Consider the following 20,585-nt stretch of genomic DNA (forward strand, 5'->3'; position numbering starts at 1 on the left):
GCGAGGCCGCCGTGTCCGCCCCCATCGGCTTGGCATGGGCAGCCACGCTGGTGTCGCTGGCTGCCGCCTTTGGCGCAGCGGGTCACGCCGTCGTCTACAAGCGTGACCCGCGTTCGGCCACCCTCTGGGTGCTGCTGATCGTTCTGCTGCCGCTGGGCGGATCGCTGCTCTACCTGCTGTTTGGCATCAACCGCTACCAGCGGCGCGCGCGGCGGCTTTGCCCTGGCGACGGCCACCGACAGGGCGCGACCGACACACCCTTGGTGCCCGCGAACCTGCCGGTCGGGCTCGGTGGGCTGGCCCATCTGGTGGGCCGCAGCACCGGCCTGCCGCTGACCGCCGGCAACCGCATCGAGCCATTGCACGGGGGCCAGCAGGCCTACCCGGCCATGCTCGCTGCGATCGACGCGGCGGAGCACAGCGTGGCACTGGCCTCCTACATCTTCGACGGCAACGGCATCGGCGGGCAGTTCGTTCAAGCGCTGCAACATGCCCATGCGCGCGGCGTGCAGGTGCGCGTGCTGATCGACGACGTGTACGCAAGGTGGACGCCCCGCAGTGCCTACAAGGCGTTGAAACAAGGCGGTGTGCCCGCGGCGGCATTCAACCCGACGCTGATCCCGGCACGCCTGCACGCCGCGCACCTGCGCAACCACCGCAAGCTGCTGGTGGTGGATGGCACCATCGGCTTCACCGGCGGCATGAACATCGCGGCCGACTACTGGCAGCCCGACGCCCCGGAACGGGCCTGCCGCGACCTGCATTTCCAGCTGCGGGGGCCGGTCGTGTCCCACCTGGCGCAATGCTTTGCCGACGACTGGTTCGACACCACTGGCGAACGGCTGGCCGCATCGTTCTGGGGGACGCCCACGCCCCCCACAGACGCGGCGGGTGCCAGTTGGGCGCGCGGCATCGAAACCGGCCCCGACGAGACGATGGATCGGATGCGCTGGACTTTCATGGGGGCCTTGAGCGCGGCGCGGCAGTCGGTGCGCATCTGGACGCCGTACTTCGTGCCCGATCAGCCGATGATCGCGGCCCTGAGCACGGCGGCGCTGCGGGGTGTGCGCGTGGATGTGCTGACCCCTGCCGAGGGCGACCACCCAACCGTGCAATGGGCTGCGCGCGCGCACTACTGGCAGGTGCTGGAGCATGGTGCTCGCATCTTCGAGCGGCCCGGAGCGTTCGATCACAGCAAACTGATGCTGGTGGATGACCAGTGGTGCTGCTTGGGCTCCGCCAACTGGGATGCGCGCAGTCTGCGCCTGAATTTCGAGTTCAATGTCGAGGTCTACGACGCGGCGTTGTGCCAGCAACTGGCTGCGCACTTCGACGCGATACGGGATGCCTCGCACGCCGTTTCACCCGAGGCAGTGCGCTCCAGACCGCCGGCCCAGCGCCTGCGCGACGGCGTGGCCCGGCTGTTCGCTCCCGTCCTTTAGCCTGACCGACCCTGAGGAACACCCGAGATGGAGAAGAAAGACCAATGGAACGCCGGCTACTGGCTGGTCGCCGCGCTGCTGCTGCTGATGCTGCAGAACTACTGGCAGACGGCCAGCACCGTCGCGCCGGTGCCTTACAGCGAATTCGAGAAGGCGCTGGCCGAACGGCGTGTGGCCGAGGTGCTGGTGGCCGACCGCACGGTCACCGGCAAGCTGAAGTCGCCCGACAGCCAGGGCAAGACCACGATCGTCGCCACCCGGGTCGAGCCGGATCTGGCCGAGCGGCTGTCGAAGTACGAGGTGCCCTACACCCGCGTGGTGGAGAGCACCTGGCTGCGCGACATCCTGTCGTGGATTCTGCCGGCGCTGGCCTTCTTCGGCGTCTGGTTCTTCCTGTTCCGGCGCTTTGCCGAGAAGCAGGGCATGGGCGGCTTCCTGAGCATCGGCAAGAGCCGCGCCAAGGTCTATGTGGAGAAGAACACCGGCGTCACTTTCTCTGACGTGGCCGGGGTGGACGAGGCCAAGGCCGAGCTGGTGGAGATCGTCGATTTCCTGAAGAACCCGCAGGACTACGGCCGGCTGGGCGCGCACATCCCTAAGGGCGTGCTGCTGGTGGGCCCGCCGGGCACCGGCAAGACGCTGCTGGCCAAGGCGGTGGCGGGCGAGGCCGGCGTGCCCTTCTTCTCCATCTCGGGCTCGGAATTCGTCGAGATGTTCGTCGGCGTGGGCGCGGCGCGCGTGCGCGACCTGTTCGAGCAGGCACGCGCCCAGGCGCCGGCCATCATCTTCATCGACGAACTCGACGCGCTGGGCCGTGCGCGCGGCGTCGGCGGCCCGTTGGGCGGCCACGACGAGCGCGAGCAGACGCTCAACCAGCTGCTCACCGAGATGGACGGTTTCGACAGCTCGGTGGGGCTGATCATCCTGGCGGCCACCAACCGGCCGGAAATCCTCGATGCGGCGCTGCTGCGCGCCGGCCGCTTCGACCGCCAGGTGCTGGTGGACCGGCCCGACAAGAAGGGGCGGCTGGACATCCTGAAGGTGCACGTCAAGAAGATCACGCTCGCGCCCGATGTGGACCTGGAACAGGTGGCGGCGCTCACCACCGGCTTTTCCGGCGCCGATCTGGCCAACCTGGTCAACGAGGCGGCGCTGGCCGCGACCCGGCGCCGCGCGCAGGCGGTGGAGCTGGCCGATTTCACCGCCGCCATCGAGCGCATCGTCGCCGGCCTGGAAAAGAAAAGCCGCGTGCTCAACCCGAAAGAGCGCAAAACGGTGGCCTACCACGAGATGGGCCATGCCCTGGTGGCGCTGGCGCTGCCGGGCACCGACCCGGTGCACAAGGTCTCAATCATCCCGCGCGGCATCGGCGCTTTGGGCTACACGCTGCAGCGGCCGACGGAAGACCGCTTCCTGATGACGCGCGCCGACCTGGAGCACAAGATCGCGGTGCTCTTGGGCGGGCGGGCCGCCGAGAAACTGGTGTTTGGCGAGCTCTCCACCGGTGCCGCCGACGACCTGGCGCGCGCCACCGACATCGCCCGCGACATGATCACCCGCTTCGGCATGGACGAGGATCTGGGCTACATCGCCTTCGAAGCGCAGCGCCCACGCTTTCTCGATACCCCGGAGCTGACCAGCGGCGGCTGCCGTGTGGCCGAATCCACGCAGGCGCGCATCGACGCGGCCATCCGCGCCATCGTCATGGGCGTGTTCGAGCGTGCCACCGCCATCCTGCAGGCCAACCGGGACGTGCTGGAGCGCTGCGCCCAGGAACTGCTGCGCCGCGAAACCTTGGACGAAAACGACATCCGCCAACTGACCGAGAGCCCCCAGCGGGCAGCCTCGACGACCGAAACAGCGCCGCTCCTTCCCTCATCTTCAACCTCTCCAGGAGTCTCAACATGAGCGACAGCCTTCATATCGTCTGCCCGCACTGCCAATCGATCAATCGTGTCCCGGCGGCCAAACTGGCCGATCAACCAAACTGCGGGCGTTGCCAGCAGCCTTTGTTCACCGGTGCGCCCATCGAGCTGACCACGACGACCTTCTCGCGCCAGGTGGAGCGCAGTGACATTCCCGTGCTGGTCGATTTCTGGGCGCCCTGGTGCGGGCCCTGCAAGATGATGGCGCCGCAGTTCGAGCAGGCTGCGCGCCTGCTCGAACCCAAGGTGCGGCTGGCCAAGGTGAACACCGAGGCCGAGCCGCAACTGGCCGCCCGCTTCGGCATCCGCAGCATTCCCACCTTGGCGCTGTTCCAGGGTGGGCGAGAGATCGCACGTCAGGCCGGTGCCATGGGAGCACAGGACATCGTGCGCTGGGCATCGTCTGTGCAGGCCAGCCGCCGCTGAACGATGCACGACCTGCTGGGCACGACCCTGCTTCTGTTGGCCGCATGCAGTCTGGCGGCCACGCTAACCGCCAGACTGAAGATCCCAACCTTGTTGGGCTATCTGGTTGTCGGTGTCTTGCTGGGCCCTACGGTCACGGCCTGGATCGTACCGGGGCAGGCGTTGAGTTTCCTGTCCGAGCTGGGCGTGGCCTTGCTGCTGTTCATGGTCGGGCTGGAGTTCTCCCTCGGCCATTTCTGGCTGACCCGCAAGACCGTGCTGCTGGCCGGTACGCTGCAAATGGCGATCGTCGCCGGTGCGGTTGCGCTGGCATCGACGTGGCTGGGTGTGTCGCCCGGCATCGCTGCGCTATTGGGCGCGGCAGCGGCCATGTCATCGACCGCCTTGGTCAGCCGGCAACTGGCCGATCAGGGCGAGCTGACCACGCGTCACGGCCGCAGCGCGATTGCCGTGCTGGTCTTTCAGGACTTAGCCAGCGTGCCCCTGCTGGCGCTGATAGCGATCTGGGCGCGCGGCGACTCCCCCGAACTTGGCCGTGTGCTGATCGAGGTGGCGGGCGTGCTGCTCTTGTTCGCTGGCTCGGCCCTGGCTTCGCGCCATCTCTTGCACGGTCTGCTGGGCTGGGTGGCGCGGCAGGGTCATGAAGAGTCCTTCGTGCTGGTTTCGCTGTGCCTGGTGGTGGGAGCGGCTGCGGCGGCCCATGCATTGGGTGTGTCGGCTGCACTCGGGGCCTTTCTCGCCGGCATGGTACTGGGTGAGAGTGATGTCCGGCACCTCATGGAGGACCGTCTCAAGCCCTTTCGCGACGTGCTGTCGGGCCTGTTCTTCGTGACCATCGGCCTGCAACTGGATGTGGTCCAGATCGTTGCGGCGCCGCTGAAGGTGCTGGGCTGGTTGGTGGCCTTGGTGCCCCTCAAGATCGGGCTGAACTATCTGGCGCTGCGGGCAACCCGTCTGTCGGCCCTCGACGCATGGCGCACGGCTTTCGTGCTGGGGCATGGCGGGGAGTTCGCGCTGCTGCTCGTAGGCATGGTCATGCAGCAGCACCTGATTGCCGTCACCGTCGTCCAACCGATGCTGGTGGCGTTGGTCTTGAGCATGGGGCTGGCGCCGCTGTTGATCCGCCACCACGACCGGCTGGCGCAGATATTCAGCCGCTCACCTGCACGCGGTCAGCCGCCGCAAGCCGAAGAAGGCGAGGTCGCTGAGCAGGCGCAGTCGCTGCATTACCATGTCATCCTCTGTGGCGCGGACGAGGCCGGGCAACTGCTCAGTCAAACGCTGCGCCTGGCAGGCGTGCCGCACTTGCTTCTGGAATCGGACCGCCAGAAGGTCGAAGCTGCGCGGGCGCTGGGGATGCCGGCATCGTATGGCGATGCCAGTCGGCTGCCGACACTGCTCGCGGCGGGGCTGGACAAGGCGCGCCTGGTGGTGCTGAGGTTTGCCCATCCGCAGCCGGCCGAGCGCATCGCGCGAGCGGTCCTCGAACGCTGTCCCGGCTTGCCGGTGGTGGTGTCATGCCGCCAGTTGCACAGCGCGCACGACGCCAGCACCTGGCAGGCGCTGCCCAACGTGCGCGTGTATCACGAATCTTTTGCGGCTGCGCTGGGGCTGGCCGAGCAGGTCTTGCTGCACAGTGGCGTGTCCGCCGAGGGCATCAATGCCGCCCTCAGTAACATGTGGCAAAAACTGGCCAGAACAGATCCATCAACGAGCAAGCCTTCATGACACAAGACCGCCGCAGCGTGTTTCAAGTCTTCCGCGACCAGTGGGTCATCATGAGCTTTTACGAACGCTTCGAGCAGGTGATTGCGCTCATCTTGTCGGCGGTGATCGCCGTGATCGTCTTGGTTTCGCTGATGCAACTGATCTCCGTCGTCTTCACGCTGCTGATCGTCGATGCATTCAATCCACTCGATCACAAGGTATTCCAAAGCGTGTTCGGCATGATCATGACCTTGCTGATCGCCATGGAATTCAAGCATTCCATCGTGCGCGTGGCCTTGCGCCGCGACAGCATCATCCAGGTCAAGACGGTGATCCTGATCGCCTTGATCGCGCTGGCCCGCAAATTCGTGATCCTCGATCCCGAGGTGAGCCCGGGGAAGATCGCGGCCCTGGCCGGTGCCACCCTGGCCTTGGGTGCGACCTACTGGCTGCTGCGCGAGCGCGATGACCGGGCCGCCGGGGAAAGCCCAAATGAGCAGTCGTGATCTGCGCCACGCGCAGGATGCCGGCGCGCGGCATCGCGGGCTCAATCGTCTGCAGACGGCGCTGCTGGTGCTGACCTTGCTCGGCATCGCTGCCATCGCTGGCAGCCTGCTATTGGGCGAGCAAGGACTGTGGCTGGCGCTGGCGTCCGCCATCCTCGCGTTACTGATCGAGCCTGCCACGGCATCGCGTCTGACCCTGCGCCTGTATCGCGCGCGCCCTCTGTATCCGGATGAAGCGCCCGAGCTTTGGGCCATGCTCCGCGAACTGACGGCACGCGCCGGATTACCTACCGTGCCGGTGCCGCACTACGTGCCCAGCGCTGTGGTCAATGCCTTTGCCACCGGCTCGAAAAATCACGCCGCCGTCGCGCTCACCGATGGGCTGTTGCGCAGCCTCACGCCTCGTGAACTGACCGGGGTGCTCGGACACGAAATCGCCCACATCGCCAATGAGGATCTGCGCGTCATGGGCCTGGCCGACTCCATCAGCCGGCTCACCCACCTCATGGCTCTACTCGGTCAGATCACGATTCTGTTCAGTGTGCCTGCGCTGTTGCTGGGCATCGCGGAGGTCTCTTGGCCTGCGCTGCTTTTGTTGGCGGTCGCGCCACAATTAGCCCTGTTGGCGCAGCTGGGGTTGTCCCGGGTCCGTGAATTCGACGCCGACCGGCTCGCCGCCGAATTGACCGGCGATCCGCACGGGCTCGCTTCCGCGCTCGCGAAGATCGAGCGGTTGAGCCATTCCTGGCGCGCCTGGCTGTTACCCGGATGGGGCAATCCGGAACCCTCCTGGTTGCGCACCCACCCGGCGACGGCGGAGCGCATCCAACGCTTGCGGGAGTTGGCCGAGTCGATGGCACCGCAGCCGCTTCAATCCAGGCCATTCCGGCCGGAATTCGCCCTGGTGCAGCGTCCGCCGCGCTGGCGCGCCAGTGGCCTCTGGCGCTGATTTCAAAAAGGAGATCCTGATGACCTACCCCGACCCCTACAGCCGCCCGACGCCGGACCGATTCATCCGGCGCTGGCTCGTCATCACCGCCAGTGTCGCGGCGCTCATGCTGCTGTGGCAGTTCCTGCCGGCCATCGAAGCCTGGTTCAGCCCCCGCGAGGCAGCCGAGCGCACGGTGACGCCACGCGGCGATCTGGCCGCCGACGAAAAGGCCACCATCGAACTCTTCGACAAATCGCGCGCCTCGGTGGTCTACATCACCACGGCCCAGTTGGTGCGCGATGCCTGGTCGCGCAATGTGTTTTCGGTGCCACGCGGCACCGGCTCAGGCTTCATCTGGGACGAGGCAGGTCACGTCGTGACCAACTTTCACGTCATCCAGGGGGCGTCGTCCGCCACGGTCAAATTGGCAGATGGCCGCGACTATCAAGCAGTGCTCGTCGGCACCAGTCCTGCGCATGACATTGCGGTGCTCAAGATCGGCGTCGGCTTCAAGCGCCCGCCGGCAGTGCCGGTCGGCACCAGTGTCGATCTCAAGGTGGGCCAGAAGGTTTTTGCCATCGGCAATCCCTTCGGGCTCGACTGGACGCTCACCACCGGTATCGTTTCCGCGCTCGACCGCACGCTCGACGGCGAAGGTGGCGGCCCTGCCATCGACCATCTGATCCAGACCGACGCGGCCATCAACCCCGGCAACTCCGGCGGCCCCTTACTCGATTCGGCGGGGCGGCTGATCGGCATCAACACCGCCATCTACAGCCCTTCGGGCGCGTCGGCCGGTATTGGCTTCTCGGTGCCGGTCGACACGGTCATGCGCGTGGTGCCGCAGATCATCAAGACCGGCAAGTACATCCGCCCGGCGCTGGGCATCGAGGTGGACGAGCAACTCAACGCGCGCCTGCAGGCCCTTATCGGCAGTAAAGGCGTGTTCGTGCTGCGCGTGACGCCAGGCTCGGCAGCACAAAAGGCCGGACTGACTGGCGTCGACGTCGGCCCGCAAGGCATTTCGCCCGGAGACCGCATCGTCAGCATCGACGGTAGTACCGTCGACGATGTCGCCCAACTCCTGGCCCGACTTGACGACAAAAAAGTTGGCGATGTCGTGATCTTGTCAGTGGATCGGGCTGGTAAGTCGCGCGAGGTGCAGGTGGAGTTACAACCGGGAGTTTGATGAAAAGTGGATCATGGGCCTGGGCCTGCACAGCGAAACAACCTAGCAACTTCAGCCTCGCGCCGAGTAACGAGCCCCGGCAGCACTTTCCCGCCACCATAGACCCAACGGCGCAGCTCACTTGCGGCAGCAGCCCAATCCCGCTGATTGACCCGGCGACGCAACGTCGACGTCTGCAACCGCCCCGCACCGAGGTTGAACGTAAAGTCCACGATGGCCGCCAGCCGCCCCCCGGGCTCGGTGGCCAGCACCGGGCAGTAGCGCAGCGTGGCGGTGAGCGCCGTCTGCAGGTCACTGGCCAGATAGGCCTCCGCCTCGTCCTCCGTGATCGGTGGGTGATTCGGATCGCAGAGGTGGCCGTAGCCGATGCTCCAGTAGCCGGCCGGGCAAACGTAGGGATGTGCGCGGCCCGGATCGGCTCTCGGCACACGGTGGAAGCCCTCGAAGCGCTTGGCCAGTTCGATGGCCGCTTTTGGTACCTCGATCAAGGCCGCACCCGGTCGAACACGCGGCCGAGGAACCAGAAGTTGAGCACCCCGGCCCACAGTGCCTGATCGGCCTCGGTCCAGGCGTGCAGGATCGCGGTGCCCCAACCTGCGCCAGCGGTCACGGCGGCCGCGAACGCCGCCGTCTTGGCGGCGCAGTACAGCGTCATGAACCAGTAGGTGATGACCGGGCGCACGCTGCAGGACAAGGCATCAGCCCAGCGCACCCCGGCTTTCTCGCCCTGCGTGCGGACGGCTTCGCGCAGCGTCTCGATGGCACCGACGTTCCACGCGGCATCGGCACCCGCGCCGATTTCCGACATTCGCTGCGCTCCGCGCAGCTTCTCGAACTCCAGCGCCTTGTCCTGCATCGCGAGCTCGTGACTGCGCTCGCCTTTGCGGTCCAGCCATTTCAGGATTTCAGGCGCGAGGCGGAAGGCCCCTCCAAGGAGGCCACCGAGCAGTGTCTCGATCATTGCGGGCCTCCAATCAGTTTCAACTTGATGGCGGCGCCAACGAGCAGTGCGGCCAGGATGCCGGTCGTGATGACCTTGACGGTGGTCTGCCAGGCCGTGCGTCGGGCATCACGCCAGGCTTCCAGCAGGTCGCGTAGTTCGCGGATGTCGCGTGCGGCGTGGCCGTTTTCCAGGCCAAGGTGGGTCAGGACACGCTCGGCTCCGCGTTCAGCGGCGCGGTCCAGCAGTTCGTCGAAGTCCTCGCGGCGCAAGAGGAGCATGTTCTCGACGAGAGCAGGCTGTTGTTGTTCGGGTTCGGTCATTGCGGTCTCCAGAAATGCGAAACCCGCCTCGTGGGCGGGTTTCTGGTGGGTACGAAGATGGGAAATCAGATGGCGATGCCTGCGCTCCAGCCGGTGGACTTGTAGGCCGAGAGCTTGGCCTCGTCCTCGATGTAGCAAAGCCAGCCGATCTTGGGCGAGTGGTACTCCCAGGCATCGGCAATGCGCGCCGCGATCTGGTTGGTTTTGCCTGCCCACACGCCGGTGGCAGCGGCAGGAATGAGGTAGCGGTCGCCGTTGGTGGGGCTGGCAGGTGGCGTGGTCAGGTCGCGGTCTTTCACGGATAGGCCGACCACAGCGCCGAGGCGCTTGAGGTTGGCGTCCATGCCGGTGTCCCAGCCGCTCTCGCCGAGCGTCCAGCCGTAGTTGAGCCCAAGGTTCGGGTCGGTCGATGACATGGTCTATCTCCAGAGGTTCGATGCTTGGCGAATGTGCCGGACTGCTTCCGGGTCGCCGGTGCGGTGGCTTTGCTGCGGATGCTGCCGCCAGTGACGCCCAACGATGGGCAGGTACAGCACGCCACCGCGTTTGGCTACGAGCAGGGTCAGCAGCCAGTCGGCAAAGTTGTGGATGTCGGTGGTTTCCTCGAGTACGGCCTCGACGGCGGACCGGCGCATCACGATCAGGCCGTGCACGTGGCTGGCGCTGTTGGCGTGTTGCCAACGGCTGTAGGCCAGACGCCGCACCGCGATGTCCCGGCCAGACTCGTCCATCAGCGCTTCGTCGGTGTAGGCCATCACCGCCTGCGGGCAGGCACCCAGCGCATCGGCCAGTTGCGTGAAGGCACTGGCTTCGTACAAATCGTCGGGATCGACAAAGGACACCAGCGGCAGCGTGCCTTGTGCATAGCCTGCCGCGCGTGCCTCACCGATACGGCCCGGAATGCCGGGCAAAACGTGCAACTGGATCGGTGCCTCCTCGAGGCTGGCGATGCAGACCTCACGCCATTCGGCAGGCTCGTTCAGGGTGAGCAGATGAACATCGATGCGCGGCTCCATCACACACCTCCCCAATACTGCCCCCAGCGTAGGCCGTAGCCCGCGCGATCCATGACCCGCACCTGCGGCTGCCAGCTGCTCAAACCATCGCGCTCGGCACTGATCTCCACCGTGATGCGGTCGCCCAGCGCAGCGGCATCCAGCGCGGCCACTGCTGCCGTCCAGATAAAGGTTGTGCCGAGCAGTCCCGTTTCGGTGTGCGCCAGCACGCCATTGCGATTGCGGATGCGTAGCGTGTAGGTCACGCCCAGTTCCGGCCCGATGTCGCCCTCGTCTTGCTGCACGAGATAGGCGGTCTGCTGCGTGCGGTCGCGATGCGCCCACGCGACGTTGAGATCACCGGCCACCACGGCAGGCTCAGTCTGGCCGTTGAGGCGGATACGACCGGGGGGATACGGCAAAGCCTGCCGACCGGCCAGCACCATCGGCTGCCCATTGGCGGCCAACACAGGATCGCCCTGATCGGTCGACGTGCGAGGAATCGCGCCCACGAACACCGATTCCCCCGGGGCGCGCTCCGCACCTTCGGATGCCAGCCATTCGCCGACACCGATCAACCGAGTCCCCGAGGCATGTGCTTGGGGTGTGGTGTCGAGCACGCCGCGTGCGAGATCGATGGTCGCGTTGGCAGCATCGAAGGCCAAGACGGCAACGGCCTCTGCAATCGCCCCACTGGCGGCCATCAGATACGCGTAGTCGCCCTCGGCCAGTCTTTCCGGCTGACTGACGGCGGTCACCGGCACGCCGATGGCATCGACCTCGCTGGCAGGCAAGGCTGCATCGAGCATCAGCAGCGGCGCATAGTCCTCGCCCACGTCGGCAGTGAGGTCGCCACTCGATGCGCCGGTGGCCAGTTGCCAATTCAACTGCCCGGCGCCACCGGCGGCGGCCAGCGCACCGACGTAGGTGTCCGTATCGGTCAGGTAGGCCAGATCTGCGCGCGACAAGCGTCGGGCCAGTTCCCAGTACGGCACCTCGACGGCCAGCACCAAGGCGGGTGGCAACGGTGAGAGGGGCGGCTCCTCGACGTGCGGCGGCGGGGGTGACAGTACGGTGTCGTTCATCCCGAATACATCCTCCATGGCTTCGATGCGCCACTCGGCCGCGCCCAAGGTGCCGGTGTCGATACCGGTGACGCGCACCACCATCCTCTCGATGCCCAAACGCGGCCAGTTCAGCAGGAACACGTCGCCCGGTAGCGGCGCGCGTTCCAGTGCATCGCGTGCCACGGTCAGACTCATCCGCGCCAGGGGTGAACCCAAGGCGCGCAGGTCACGCAAGGCCAGCCGAGCAGCCAGCGGCCCGTAGTTGACGCCAGGGTAGTCGCGGCGCTGATTGATCACGCCGCCTTGCAACTGAATGGCAGCGAGGTTTTCCACGGTGACGGTCGCATCACCGCCGGTTTGCCAGTCGGTGTAGACTACCGTCAGTTCGTTGGGCAGTTCGCCCCACTGGGCGCGCTCGAAGCGCTCCAGCCGCACGATCTCGTCGGGCCCCAACTGCGGCAGGCTGTCGATCCAGTAATCGTCGCGCAGCAGCTTGAGCTCGAAAGTGCCTTGTTCCGGGTCGGTGTAGAGGATGCCGCCGATGTGGTCGATGACCTGGCCGATGAAACTCTCGATGGGCTGTTGCCGTGTCCAGATCAGATTGAGGCCGAAGCCTTCGCTCGACAAAGCCCATGCCGCGTTCCAGAAACTCCAGCCGATGGTGCTCTGCGGATAGCCCATACCCCAATGTGGATCGGTGAGGCACTGCACCAGGATGTGCGCCGGGTTCATACCGACACTGATCTCACGGGCCTCAATCTCATCCCAGGTGCGGACTTCGGCGTTCCACTCCATCCACGGCGCATCGAACCAACCCGCCGTGAAGCGCCGGACGCGCACTGCCCACGGTTTGATGTAGGGGTTGTTGGCCGCGAACAGGATCTTGCGTGCCACCAAGGACAGCACGCCCCGAAATGCCGGAATGGAACCGCCGAGGCGGCTCATCAGATAGTCGTTGCGGCTCTGACCGGCACCACCTGCCAGCACATCGATGGTGCCGACCACGCCGCCCTCGTGCGAGTCGCCACCGAACAGATCTGGCTTGTTGATGCTGATGCTGGCCAAACCATGTCCGGAGGGCAGCGGCGCGCGGTCGGCATCGCCCCACGCGGTACGGTCGCCCATCTGGATTTCCTGCACGGCATCGACGGGCCCTTGGCATAGAGCCAGATGCAGTCCCATCCGGTAGCGGTAGCCGACGGTTTGCTTCTTGCTGCTGCCACCCATCAGCCGTGCTCCTGCTGATTGGGACGCTGGCGAGCGTGCTCGACCACGCGCAGTGCCATCGCATCGCCCGTGGCCAGCAAGGTTTCGGCATCACAGCCCTCGCGCAGGAAGGTGCGGAAATCCAGATCGTGACGGGCGAACCACACGCGCGTGCCGTTCACACACAGGCCGACGGCGCGCACATGATCGATGGTGACGACGGTCTGCGTGCTCATTTCTTGCCACCTTTCTTCTTGATCGGATCGGCCTCCAGATTGCCGTACCAGACGACGTTGGAACCGCGCAGCAGCACCGTGCCGAACACGACCGGGATCGGTCGGCCTTCTTCTGCGGTGGGGGCATCGACGTCGGACAGCGATGCCGGTTTGGGTTCGGGCGGTTTCGGGGCGAGCGCGACCGAAACCAGCGCCGCCACCACGATGACGACGAGGTACCACATGGCGATTTCTCCAAGGATTCAGAAGACGCCCGTCGAAAACGGGTTCTTGCTCGGGATGGCGGGAAAACCGCCGTAGTTGTCGAGGTTGCCGAAGCGCGAGGCGCACATGGCCGTGCTGTGGTCGCAGCCCACTGTCAGTTGCACCTCGGTGCCGACTTCAATGGCCACCGGATAGAGCAACTCCACACCACCACCGTAGTCATTGACGATCATGTGGCGCGCACCTTCCGGGGTTTGCAGCCAGCCACCGGCCAAGCCACCACTGACGCTGCCGGGCGTGCCACCGTCGAGATCGACGTTGCGGCCATGGCTGTTGCTCACCAAGGCGCTGGCAGAAATCGGTGACGCGCCGCAGGCCGCCGAATACAGCACATGGGAACACTTGCGGCTGTAGAGCCGCCGCAACCCGATGCGCTTGAGACTGACTTGCGCGGACTCGTAGCGAACCCGAGCCACATCGTCCGCGACCTCGACCCCGAGCACCCGGCCCATCCAGCGCGTACCGGAGATCCACCAGTAGTCGCCCCAAGTGTCGCGCCGTCCGATGCGCAGGGTAGCGGCCTGCCGCAGTCCTGGTCACGCTGGCCACGTTGTGCGACGCGCGCACGACGATCTGGTTGCCGACATAGCCAAAGCACACCCACGCCCGGGCCAGGCCGGGGTGGGTGGCGTCGATCTTGGTCTTGACCTCGAGTCCGACACGACTGGCCAGCGCACTGATGCGCGATGCGAGACTCATCAGACCAGCGCACCCACAAAGACCGCGACGAAGTCAGTGTCTGTGTTGCCGACATCACTGGCCGCGACAGCACCGATGTTGCTGCGTGCCTGAAGTTGCTCGGCCACGGTCAGCGACTGCGCCGCATCGAAGCGCACACGGTTGTTGACGGCGGCCAGCAAGGCATCTAGGCCACTGGTGCCGTTCTGCAGCAGTTGCTGGATTTCCACCAGCGTGTCGTAGGCGGCATCGGCACCACCCAAGATCTCGGTCTTGAGCGCATCGAGCAGCGAGACGATTTTGTTGGACGAGTACGTGGTCGTGGCCGCGACGTGCGCATCGTCGATCACTGCCGAGGACACTACGGCGGCTTTCAGTTCGTTGATGGCCGCGACCAGATTTGACTTGTCGGTGGTGGTGAGGTTGGCCAGGTTGCCTGCCTTGGCGCGGACGTCGTTGAATTCCTGCGCGACGCGGATGACCAGGCTTTCGATACGGGTACCGGCTGCAGGAGTTGGAGTTCCGCAAGGTCGACGCCAACCTGCTGGATCGCAACCAGCGTCGCATCGAATCTCTGGTCGAAACCGGCAAGGTGAAAAAACGCGACCGCGATTACCGTCCGGCCGCCGGCACCGCGCTGGTCCGGGAATACAAAGGCGTCGAGTACCGCGTGATCGCGACCGCCGACGGTCAGTATGACTTCCAGGGACGCATGTACCCGAGTCTCTCAATGATCGCCCGCGAAATCACCGGCATGCGCTGGTCGGGGCCGCTGTTCTTTGGACTCAAGCCGCCATCCACTGCCAAAACCAAGCCCACAACCAAGAAGAGAGGTGGTCGATGAGCGAAGTCTTGAAGCGCCGCATGCGCTGCGCGGTCTACACGCGCAAATCCACCGATGAAGGGCTGGACCAGGAATACAACTCCATCGATGCCCAGCGCGATGCCGGTCACGCCTACATTGCCACCCGCCCATCATCAGCCGCGAACTGTGGGACAGCGTCCACGCGATTCTGGCCACCAATGGCTGGGTGCGCGGCAATGCAACGCGGGCAACCGTGGCGTATTTACTCAAGGGGATCGTGTTCGGCAACGATGGCCGCGCACTGTCGCCGTGGCACACCACCAAGAAGAACGGCCGGCGCTACCGCTACTACGTGCCCCAGCGCGACGCCAAGGAACACGCCGGCGCCTCGGGTCTGCCGCGACTGCCTGCCGCAGAACTCGAATCGGCAGTGCTCGATCAACTACGCGCGATCCTGCGTGCCCCGAATCTGCTCGGCGACATGCTGCCACAGGCGATCAAGCTCGACCCGACGCTGGACGAGGCCAAGATCACCGTGGCCATGACCCGGCTTGATGCGATTTGGGATCAACTGTTTCCTGCGGAGCAGACCCGGATCGTCAAGCTGCTGGTGGAGAAGGTGATCGTGTCGCCCAATGACCTCGAAGTGCGACTGCGCGCCAACGGCATCGAGCGGCTGGTGCTTGAACTGCGCCCCGAGCCGGTCGAGCAAACTGAGGAGGCCCTGGCATGAGCGACATCCGCATCCAGAAAACCGGCGAGCCGGGCATCGTTGAGGCGAGTGATGGCCGGCTGACCCTGTCCGTGCCGATCCAGATCAAACGGCGCAGCGGCCGTAAGCTGGTCACCTTGCCAAACGGCGAAACCGCGCCGGTCAGACCGTGGGACATGGCGCCGACCTCCATCCAACTGGCGCTGGCCAGGGGCCACCGCTGGCTGGCCATGCTGGAATCGGGGGAAGCGAAGTCCTTGAAGGAGATCGCCACGCGGGAAGGAATCGACAACAGCTACGTCAGCCGGATGGTCAATCTGACCACGCTGGCACCCGACATCGTGGCGGCCATTCTGGATGACACGCTGCCGAACCACATCACGTTGTTCGATCTGGCGGTGGACCCGCCAGCGCTGTGGGATGAGCAGCGGGTGAGAGTCGGGCTCTGAGGTGGAGACACCACCTCAGCTCAACAAGCCCTTGAGATCCTTGAGCATCAGGAACAGGTGGTACGGATCGGTCGGGCTGGGCTCGAATTCCCAGGATTCGTACCACTGCCGCGCTGCGTCGTCTTTCGCATGGACCAACAGGCAGCGGATGCCGGCGATGTCGGCGGCCTGTGCGGTGCGCAGCAGGGCGTCCTTGAGCAAGGCTTGGCCCAAACCTTTACGCTGATGCGCCTTGTCCACCGCGAGTCGCGCCAGGATCATGACCGGCACCGGGTGGCGCGCCAGCCCCTTCATGACCCTCGACGGCGCAGCAATCGGATCGACACTACCAACGGCCAGGCTGTAGAAGCCGACCACCATGTCACCCAGGCAGCAGACATAGGTCTGCGCGCTGTTGGCCTTCTGGTTGACGAGCGCGTAGCGCTGCAGGAACTGGTTCAGCGCGGTCTGGCCGCAGTCGAACGCATCGACCTGATCCGTAGCAAGCAGCTTGCGAACGGGGGAGTAGTCATTGCTCAACCCAGCACCCCGGGTTCACGTAACAACTTCTTCAAACGCGGCTTGCTTTGCACCGGGCGGTCCAGCGCCTCCTGGAAGGCCTGCCACTGCGTATCGTCCAGCACGAACTGGCGACGATCTGCCAGCGTCTGCGCGGCCGCCGTCACGCCCGCGTCGAGCAGGAACTCGCTGACGTTCTTGTGGCAGGCGCGCGCAGCATCCTGCAGCAGTTGCTTGACTGGCGTGCTGGCACGAACGTCAATGCGTTCGGTCTTGGAAAGATTCAGGGTGCTCATGGTGCCCCTCCGGACAGATTTTGGATGTCTCTATTGTAGGCGTCCGGACATTGTCCTGACAAGGTGTTTCTTATCTTGGCCAGCATCCAAGCACGTACTTCTGCGTTGCAATGTGTCGGTAGTGCTCGATAACGACCGACGAAATGCAACCGCAGCGTTTCCGTCGCCACCCGATGCTGCAATCCAACCGCTTGATTCGTCCGCGCGTAACCCATTGATCTGTATGGGGCTGATTTGCGGCCTTTGCGGACTTCGGGCCGGTTTCAGGGAGCGAGGTCGGAGCGAGGAATGGCCAGGAGAGAGTGGAATGTGGCCCAGAACGGGCTGAGAGGCTGACCGGTGCAGTCCGCAGGTTTCCGCAGAAACCCCCAAGAACACGCGGGAACCGGTGCGATCGGGCAAGAAAAAACCCCAACCGAGAACGGTTGGGGTTTTGTTATTGGTGGAGGTGGGGGGAATTGAACCCCCGTCCGAAGGCACTCCATGCCCGGCACTACATGCTTAGCCCGGTGTTTGGTCTCGGATGCCGGCAACACACCGTGCGAAGCACGCCGTCATCCACACCCGCTAAATTTCGGAGCCGGTTGGCGGGTCGCCGCCGGAACCTATCCTGTGATAATGACCCTACATCCACGAGCACAGGCACAAGTGGGTTCGGGGCTAGGCCTTAAGCGGCCAGAGCGTAGTTGTCGTCGTTGGCAACTATGAGTTTTGCAGCTGGATTAGCGAGGAAAGCTACCCCCTCGGCATGCGCCGTGCGATTTCGCGACCCCCGTCGAAGCCAGTGCACCCCCGGGAAGCGTCGATCTCACCGACACCGCCAGTATAGGGGCGGCGCCGGGGTTCACAAGCCCGGCGTGCCGGGGCGTTCACCCGGCGCAACGGAAACGGGCCGCGCGTGGCGGCCCGTTCCGGATGCCTGCAAGGACGAACGGCTTACGAGCGCAGCGGCAGCAGGCGGATTTCCACCCGGCGGTTGAGCGCGCGGCCCTGCTCGGTGTCGTTGCTGGCAATCGGGAAACGCTTGCCCATGCCCACAATCTCGAAGCGTTCGCGCTGCACGCCCTGCGCCATCAGGTAGCTGGCCACCGCATTGGCGCGCTGCTCGGAGATGCGCTGGTTGACCGCGTCGCTGCCGATGTTGTCGGTGTGGCCGCTAACCTCGACGATGGTCTGGTTGTACTCGCGCAGGGTGCTGGCGATGGTGTTCAGCGCCGGATAGAACTGCGGCTTGATGTCGGTCCGGTTGAAATCGAACGTCACGCCATCCGGCAGGTTGAGCTTGATGACGTCGCCGTCGCGGGTCACGTCCACGCCGGTACCGGCGGTGGCGCGGCGCAGCTGGGCTTCCTGGCGGTCCTGGTAGGCGCCGATGGAGCCGCCTGCCAGCGCGCCGATGCCGGCGCCGACCATGGCATGCTGGCGACGCTCCACCGCGCTGTCGCCGCTCAGCAGGCCCGCGGCGGCACCAATGGCCGCGCCGATCAACGCGCCGCGCTTGGTGCGGTTGGGGTCGTTGGGGTCGTTGGTCTGGCCGGTGTAGGTGGCACAGCCGGCGGTGAAGGCGGCCAGGCATACGCCCAGGATGGCAAGCTTGATGTGGGGCTTCATGCGGATGTCCTCGTCTTGGATGGCGCAGCGGATGTGCGCAGCAGAGGCTAGGAGGCACTGCGTGGCCTGAATGTGAACGGCCCCGCGCCCGTTAAGCCACGGTTGCGTCTTGCAGCAGGGCTTCGGCCGCCTCGGCGTCCAGCGGCGCGTCCCAGCCGCCCATCATCACCAGGTACAGCAGCTTGTCGAACTCCTCGCCGAAACGCCGCACCACTGCATCCGGGTCGGGGATCAGGCGCGCATCGGCGATCAGCCCGAAGTGCACCTTGCCGCGGTAGCTGAGGATCGACAGACCCAGGCCGATCGAGCCGGTCTGCGGCACCCAGAACATGATGTCGCGCAGCGTGCAGCCCGCCATGTAGAGCGGTTGCTGCGGGCCGGGCACATTGGTGGCTACCGCGCTGGCCTTGCGGCTGAACAGCTCCAGCGCCATCTCCTGCACGGGCTGCGGGGCGATGCCCAGCGCCGCCAGCAGGCCGTAGGCCACGATCGCCTGGCGCGACTGCTTGAGCTGGTTCATGCACTCGGCCACGCGCTGCAGGCGCCGCAGCGGATTGTCCTCGCCCACCGGCAGATCGAGGAACACCAGGCCGAAGTGGTTGCCCAGCTTCTTCGCGTGCTCCAGCGGGCGCAGGTTGACCGGCACCGTGGCGCGCAGGCTCAGGCCGTCCAGCGCCTCGCCGCGTTCGCGCATGTAGCCGCGCAGCGCACCGGCGGCGGCGGCCATCAGCACGTCGTTGACGGTGCAGCCGCAGGCGCGCCCGACCGCCTTCACTTCCTCCAGGTCCAGCGGCTCGGCCCAGGCCACGCGCTTGCTGACCCCCAAGCGACCGCGCAGCAGCGACGGGGGGTCGTCCGGCAGCGACAGCGCATACAGCAGCTCGCGCGCGATGTCGCCGCCCTCCTTCGCCAGCAGCGTGGCCAAGGACGGGTCCTGCATCATCGCCATGCCCTGCTCCAGCGCCTTGCCGCCAAGCTTCATGTAGCGCTCCATCGCGCCGACACGTCGCGCCACCGGCGCCGCCTGCTCCTTCAACCAGGCCTTGTCGAGGCGCGAGGCCGAGGACGATTCGCGGCTGGTATCGGTGAGCGACAGCAGCACCTGCACCAGCGCGATGCCGTCGGCATAGCAATGGTGGATGCGGGCGACCACGGCGGAGCCGCCCTGGTAGCGCTCGACCAGGTGGAACTGCCACAGCGGCTTGGTAGGGTCCAGCGGGCTGGAAGCCAGCTGGCTGACGAAGCGTTCCAGCGCGCGCTTTTCGGCCGCCCTGCCCGGCCGCCCCGGCAAGCCGGACAGCCGCACGTGCCAGTCCAGGTCGAAGTTTTCGTCCTCCACCCACTGCGCGCCGGCGGCACCGTCGACCGGCTTCTGCCGGAACCGGGCATAGGCGAGGAAGCGCTGCTGGATCACCCGTTTCAGCTGCGCCAGCGACATCGGCTCGGCGAACATCAGCACGCCGGTGATCATCATCGGGTTGGTTGGCCGCTCCATCCGCAGCCAGGCGGTGTCCACCCGCGACATCGGCTCGCGCTTCGGGCGCCGGCGCGGCGCCTCCCTGGAACGCTTCGGACGCGGCTTGGACATCGGCATTGCGGCTCTCCCCGGGCTCCGGGCGAGTGAATCACGCCGGCTTGCAGATGGTCAACGCGGGCCTGCGTCCCGCCATGCGGACTGCATGCCCAGGCCGAGGCACAACAGGAGCAGGACACCGATTTCCGTCGCCCACACCGAATAAGGCACGCCCAGCGCCGCCAGCAGGACAACCCGCCCGTGGATCCAGTCGCCGTACACCGCGGCATCGATGGCGGGCACCCCGAGCAGGGGCAGCATCGGCAGCAGCAGCGCAGCCGGCAACATCCAGCCGCGGCGCCCCGGCGGCAGCGCCCGCCAGCACGCCCACAGCGGCGGCAGCACCAATGCCAGCACCGTGACGGTGGCCGGCCACGGCGCGGCACGTGGTGCAACCAGCGACCACAGGCGCCCCTCGTCGCCACCGCCGGTCGCCGCCGTCAGCAGCCGCATCAGCGGCTTGTTGGCGATGACCAGGGCGAACCCCCACCACGGTGCGCGGCCGCGCAGCACCAGTACCATGCCGGCCCACATCAACACGTAGCTCAGCGCCGGGCCGGCGGCGGTGGTCCAGGGCCAGCGCGCATCGCAGCCGTCGGCCAGTGCGAACAGGCTCAGGCTCATCCGCCCGCTGGGCCCGCACAGCACCAGGCCGGCCAGGTGGTGCGTGAACTCGTGGGCGAAGGACGCCAGCCAGCACAGCGCCACCAGCGCGAGCAGGCTGCGGGGATCGAAGGGGAAACGGTATCCGGGCATCGCGGCGCATCCGTGGGCAACGCTACAGGGATGCCGCCGGCAGGCAAACG

At 66.0% G+C, this 20,585-nt stretch carries 25 protein-coding genes and 1 other RNA gene; 10 read left to right on the forward strand and 16 right to left on the reverse strand.

The features are described from left to right. Positions 1–11 precede the first annotated feature (11 nt). The 7 genes from ACK4SG_RS01090 to ACK4SG_RS01120 are packed head-to-tail and all read left to right on the forward strand — an operon-like array spanning position 12 to position 8,126. A complete protein-coding gene (locus ACK4SG_RS01090; protein ID WP_409599019.1) occupies positions 12–1,442 on the forward strand; it encodes a phospholipase D-like domain-containing protein in 1,431 nt (476 codons plus the stop codon). A gap of 27 nt (positions 1,443–1,469) precedes the next feature. Next, positions 1,470–3,350 carry an ATP-dependent zinc metalloprotease FtsH gene (gene ftsH, locus ACK4SG_RS01095; RefSeq protein ID WP_409599020.1) on the forward strand — a complete coding sequence of 627 codons (1,881 nt, stop codon included), beginning with the start codon at positions 1,470–1,472 and terminating at the stop codon, positions 3,348–3,350. Further along, entirely contained in the window at positions 3,347–3,793 is a 447-nt protein-coding gene (gene trxC / locus ACK4SG_RS01100) for a thioredoxin TrxC (RefSeq protein WP_409599021.1), read from the forward strand. The genes ftsH and trxC overlap by 4 nt, the downstream gene beginning before the upstream one ends. Positions 3,794–3,796: 3 nt before the next feature. Continuing rightward, positions 3,797–5,521, forward strand: coding sequence for a cation:proton antiporter (locus ACK4SG_RS01105; protein ID WP_409599022.1), 1,725 nt, complete (start codon positions 3,797–3,799; stop codon positions 5,519–5,521). Then, complete coding sequence (locus ACK4SG_RS01110) at positions 5,518–6,006, forward strand: phosphate-starvation-inducible PsiE family protein (RefSeq protein WP_409599023.1); 489 nt, start codon at positions 5,518–5,520, stop codon at positions 6,004–6,006. The genes ACK4SG_RS01105 and ACK4SG_RS01110 overlap by 4 nt, the downstream gene beginning before the upstream one ends. Then, positions 5,993–6,955, forward strand: a complete 963-nt coding sequence (locus tag ACK4SG_RS01115) for a zinc metalloprotease HtpX (RefSeq protein WP_409599024.1) — start codon at positions 5,993–5,995, stop codon at positions 6,953–6,955. The genes ACK4SG_RS01110 and ACK4SG_RS01115 overlap by 14 nt, the downstream gene beginning before the upstream one ends. A 19-nt stretch (positions 6,956–6,974) precedes the next feature. Further along, positions 6,975–8,126, forward strand: coding sequence for a S1C family serine protease (locus ACK4SG_RS01120; protein ID WP_409599025.1), 1,152 nt, complete (start codon positions 6,975–6,977; stop codon positions 8,124–8,126). Between the two features lie 11 nt (positions 8,127–8,137). Here the strand turns inward: ACK4SG_RS01120 and ACK4SG_RS01125 are convergent, their stop codons facing one another. From ACK4SG_RS01125 to ACK4SG_RS01170, 10 genes are all read right to left on the reverse strand, one after another. Next, the gene (locus tag ACK4SG_RS01125) at positions 8,138–8,614 is read right to left on the reverse strand and encodes a lysozyme (RefSeq protein WP_409599026.1); all 477 of its coding nucleotides are present in this window, start codon (positions 8,612–8,614) and stop codon (positions 8,138–8,140) included. Further along, complete coding sequence (locus ACK4SG_RS01130) at positions 8,611–9,087, reverse strand: hypothetical protein (protein WP_409599027.1); 477 nt, start codon at positions 9,085–9,087, stop codon at positions 8,611–8,613. The genes ACK4SG_RS01125 and ACK4SG_RS01130 overlap by 4 nt, the downstream gene beginning before the upstream one ends. After that, positions 9,084–9,389, reverse strand: a complete 306-nt coding sequence (locus ACK4SG_RS01135; protein WP_409599028.1) for a DUF6127 family protein — start codon at positions 9,387–9,389, stop codon at positions 9,084–9,086. The genes ACK4SG_RS01130 and ACK4SG_RS01135 overlap by 4 nt, the downstream gene beginning before the upstream one ends. Before the next feature lie 65 nt (positions 9,390–9,454). Further along, positions 9,455–9,805 carry a DUF2793 domain-containing protein gene (locus ACK4SG_RS01140; protein ID WP_409599029.1) on the reverse strand — a complete coding sequence of 117 codons (351 nt, stop codon included), beginning with the start codon at positions 9,803–9,805 and terminating at the stop codon, positions 9,455–9,457. A 3-nt stretch (positions 9,806–9,808) separates the two neighbouring features. Then, positions 9,809–10,405 (reverse strand): glycosyltransferase family 2 protein, encoded by a 597-nt coding sequence (locus ACK4SG_RS01145; protein WP_409599030.1) that lies wholly within the window; start codon positions 10,403–10,405, stop codon positions 9,809–9,811. Next, on the reverse strand, positions 10,405–12,678 hold the full coding sequence (locus ACK4SG_RS01150) for a phage tail protein (protein ID WP_409599031.1): 2,274 nt from the start codon (positions 12,676–12,678) through the stop codon (positions 10,405–10,407). The genes ACK4SG_RS01145 and ACK4SG_RS01150 overlap by 1 nt, the downstream gene beginning before the upstream one ends. Beyond that, entirely contained in the window at positions 12,678–12,893 is a 216-nt protein-coding gene (locus ACK4SG_RS01155; RefSeq protein WP_409599032.1) for a hypothetical protein, read from the reverse strand. The genes ACK4SG_RS01150 and ACK4SG_RS01155 overlap by 1 nt, the downstream gene beginning before the upstream one ends. Next, positions 12,890–13,117, reverse strand: a complete 228-nt coding sequence (locus tag ACK4SG_RS01160; protein WP_409599033.1) for a hypothetical protein — start codon at positions 13,115–13,117, stop codon at positions 12,890–12,892. Before ACK4SG_RS01160 ends, ACK4SG_RS01155 begins: the two co-directional genes overlap by 4 nt. Positions 13,118–13,135: 18 nt before the next feature. Further along, positions 13,136–13,609: a phage BR0599 family protein gene (locus ACK4SG_RS01165; RefSeq protein ID WP_409599034.1), complete on the reverse strand. Its 474-nt coding sequence runs from the start codon at positions 13,607–13,609 to the stop codon at positions 13,136–13,138. 246 nt (positions 13,610–13,855) lie between these two features. Then, positions 13,856–14,329: a hypothetical protein gene (locus ACK4SG_RS01170; protein ID WP_409599687.1), complete on the reverse strand. Its 474-nt coding sequence runs from the start codon at positions 14,327–14,329 to the stop codon at positions 13,856–13,858. Positions 14,330–14,349: 20 nt separating this feature from the next. Between ACK4SG_RS01170 and ACK4SG_RS01175 the strand changes: the two genes are divergently transcribed. From ACK4SG_RS01175 to ACK4SG_RS01185, 3 genes are all read left to right on the forward strand, one after another. Beyond that, on the forward strand, positions 14,350–14,679 hold the full coding sequence (locus tag ACK4SG_RS01175; protein WP_409599035.1) for a DUF2924 domain-containing protein: 330 nt from the start codon (positions 14,350–14,352) through the stop codon (positions 14,677–14,679). Positions 14,680–14,866: 187 nt separating this feature from the next. Continuing rightward, the gene (locus ACK4SG_RS01180) at positions 14,867–15,373 is read left to right on the forward strand and encodes a zinc ribbon domain-containing protein (RefSeq protein WP_409599036.1); all 507 of its coding nucleotides are present in this window, start codon (positions 14,867–14,869) and stop codon (positions 15,371–15,373) included. After that, on the forward strand, positions 15,370–15,801 hold the full coding sequence (locus ACK4SG_RS01185; RefSeq protein WP_409599037.1) for a LacI family transcriptional regulator: 432 nt from the start codon (positions 15,370–15,372) through the stop codon (positions 15,799–15,801). Before ACK4SG_RS01180 ends, ACK4SG_RS01185 begins: the two co-directional genes overlap by 4 nt. 15 nt (positions 15,802–15,816) lie before the next feature. On the opposite strand, the gene ACK4SG_RS01190 is transcribed toward ACK4SG_RS01185, so the two are convergent. From ACK4SG_RS01190 to ACK4SG_RS01215, 6 genes are all read right to left on the reverse strand, one after another. Continuing rightward, the gene (locus ACK4SG_RS01190; protein ID WP_409599038.1) at positions 15,817–16,320 is read right to left on the reverse strand and encodes a GNAT family N-acetyltransferase; all 504 of its coding nucleotides are present in this window, start codon (positions 16,318–16,320) and stop codon (positions 15,817–15,819) included. Beyond that, positions 16,317–16,595 carry a DUF1778 domain-containing protein gene (locus ACK4SG_RS01195; protein WP_013262364.1) on the reverse strand — a complete coding sequence of 93 codons (279 nt, stop codon included), beginning with the start codon at positions 16,593–16,595 and terminating at the stop codon, positions 16,317–16,319. The genes ACK4SG_RS01190 and ACK4SG_RS01195 overlap by 4 nt, the downstream gene beginning before the upstream one ends. A 440-nt stretch (positions 16,596–17,035) precedes the next feature. Next, positions 17,036–17,389, reverse strand: a transfer-messenger RNA (tmRNA) gene (gene ssrA, locus ACK4SG_RS01200). Positions 17,390–17,531: 142 nt separating this feature from the next. Further along, on the reverse strand, positions 17,532–18,206 hold the full coding sequence (locus ACK4SG_RS01205) for an OmpA family protein (protein ID WP_409599039.1): 675 nt from the start codon (positions 18,204–18,206) through the stop codon (positions 17,532–17,534). A 91-nt stretch (positions 18,207–18,297) separates the two neighbouring features. Beyond that, positions 18,298–19,794, reverse strand: a complete 1,497-nt coding sequence (locus ACK4SG_RS01210) for a WS/DGAT/MGAT family O-acyltransferase (protein WP_409599040.1) — start codon at positions 19,792–19,794, stop codon at positions 18,298–18,300. A 57-nt stretch (positions 19,795–19,851) separates the two neighbouring features. Further along, entirely contained in the window at positions 19,852–20,535 is a 684-nt protein-coding gene (locus ACK4SG_RS01215) for a hypothetical protein (RefSeq protein ID WP_409599041.1), read from the reverse strand. Between the last annotated feature and the right edge of the window lie 50 nt (positions 20,536–20,585).

Source organism: Thermomonas sp., assembly GCF_046293095.1.
Taxonomy (GTDB): domain Bacteria; phylum Pseudomonadota; class Gammaproteobacteria; order Xanthomonadales; family Xanthomonadaceae; genus Thermomonas.

What these genes read in the sequence shown, in the direction of transcription:
- ftsH (WP_409599020.1), top strand. Translation starts at nt 1,470, where the DNA reads ATGGAGAAGAAAGACCAATGGAACGCCGGCTACTGGCTGGTCGCCGCG.
- trxC (WP_409599021.1), top strand. Translation starts at nt 3,347, where the DNA reads ATGAGCGACAGCCTTCATATCGTCTGCCCGCACTGCCAATCGATCAAT.
- ACK4SG_RS01105 (WP_409599022.1), top strand. Translation starts at nt 3,797, where the DNA reads ATGCACGACCTGCTGGGCACGACCCTGCTTCTGTTGGCCGCATGCAGT.
- ACK4SG_RS01110 (WP_409599023.1), top strand. Translation starts at nt 5,518, where the DNA reads ATGACACAAGACCGCCGCAGCGTGTTTCAAGTCTTCCGCGACCAGTGG.
- ACK4SG_RS01115 (WP_409599024.1), top strand. Translation starts at nt 5,993, where the DNA reads ATGAGCAGTCGTGATCTGCGCCACGCGCAGGATGCCGGCGCGCGGCAT.
- ACK4SG_RS01120 (WP_409599025.1), top strand. Translation starts at nt 6,975, where the DNA reads ATGACCTACCCCGACCCCTACAGCCGCCCGACGCCGGACCGATTCATC.
- ACK4SG_RS01130 (WP_409599027.1), bottom strand. Translation starts at nt 9,087, where the DNA reads ATGATCGAGACACTGCTCGGTGGCCTCCTTGGAGGGGCCTTCCGCCTC.
- ACK4SG_RS01135 (WP_409599028.1), bottom strand. Translation starts at nt 9,389, where the DNA reads ATGACCGAACCCGAACAACAACAGCCTGCTCTCGTCGAGAACATGCTC.
- ACK4SG_RS01140 (WP_409599029.1), bottom strand. Translation starts at nt 9,805, where the DNA reads ATGTCATCGACCGACCCGAACCTTGGGCTCAACTACGGCTGGACGCTC.
- ACK4SG_RS01145 (WP_409599030.1), bottom strand. Translation starts at nt 10,405, where the DNA reads ATGGAGCCGCGCATCGATGTTCATCTGCTCACCCTGAACGAGCCTGCC.
- ACK4SG_RS01150 (WP_409599031.1), bottom strand. Translation starts at nt 12,678, where the DNA reads ATGGGTGGCAGCAGCAAGAAGCAAACCGTCGGCTACCGCTACCGGATG.
- ACK4SG_RS01155 (WP_409599032.1), bottom strand. Translation starts at nt 12,893, where the DNA reads ATGAGCACGCAGACCGTCGTCACCATCGATCATGTGCGCGCCGTCGGC.
- ACK4SG_RS01160 (WP_409599033.1), bottom strand. Translation starts at nt 13,117, where the DNA reads ATGTGGTACCTCGTCGTCATCGTGGTGGCGGCGCTGGTTTCGGTCGCG.
- ACK4SG_RS01165 (WP_409599034.1), bottom strand. Translation starts at nt 13,609, where the DNA reads ATGGGCCGGGTGCTCGGGGTCGAGGTCGCGGACGATGTGGCTCGGGTT.
- ACK4SG_RS01185 (WP_409599037.1), top strand. Translation starts at nt 15,370, where the DNA reads ATGAGCGACATCCGCATCCAGAAAACCGGCGAGCCGGGCATCGTTGAG.
- ACK4SG_RS01195 (WP_013262364.1), bottom strand. Translation starts at nt 16,595, where the DNA reads ATGAGCACCCTGAATCTTTCCAAGACCGAACGCATTGACGTTCGTGCC.
- ACK4SG_RS01205 (WP_409599039.1), bottom strand. Translation starts at nt 18,206, where the DNA reads ATGAAGCCCCACATCAAGCTTGCCATCCTGGGCGTATGCCTGGCCGCC.
- ACK4SG_RS01210 (WP_409599040.1), bottom strand. Translation starts at nt 19,794, where the DNA reads ATGTCCAAGCCGCGTCCGAAGCGTTCCAGGGAGGCGCCGCGCCGGCGC.
- ACK4SG_RS01215 (WP_409599041.1), bottom strand. Translation starts at nt 20,535, where the DNA reads ATGCCCGGATACCGTTTCCCCTTCGATCCCCGCAGCCTGCTCGCGCTG.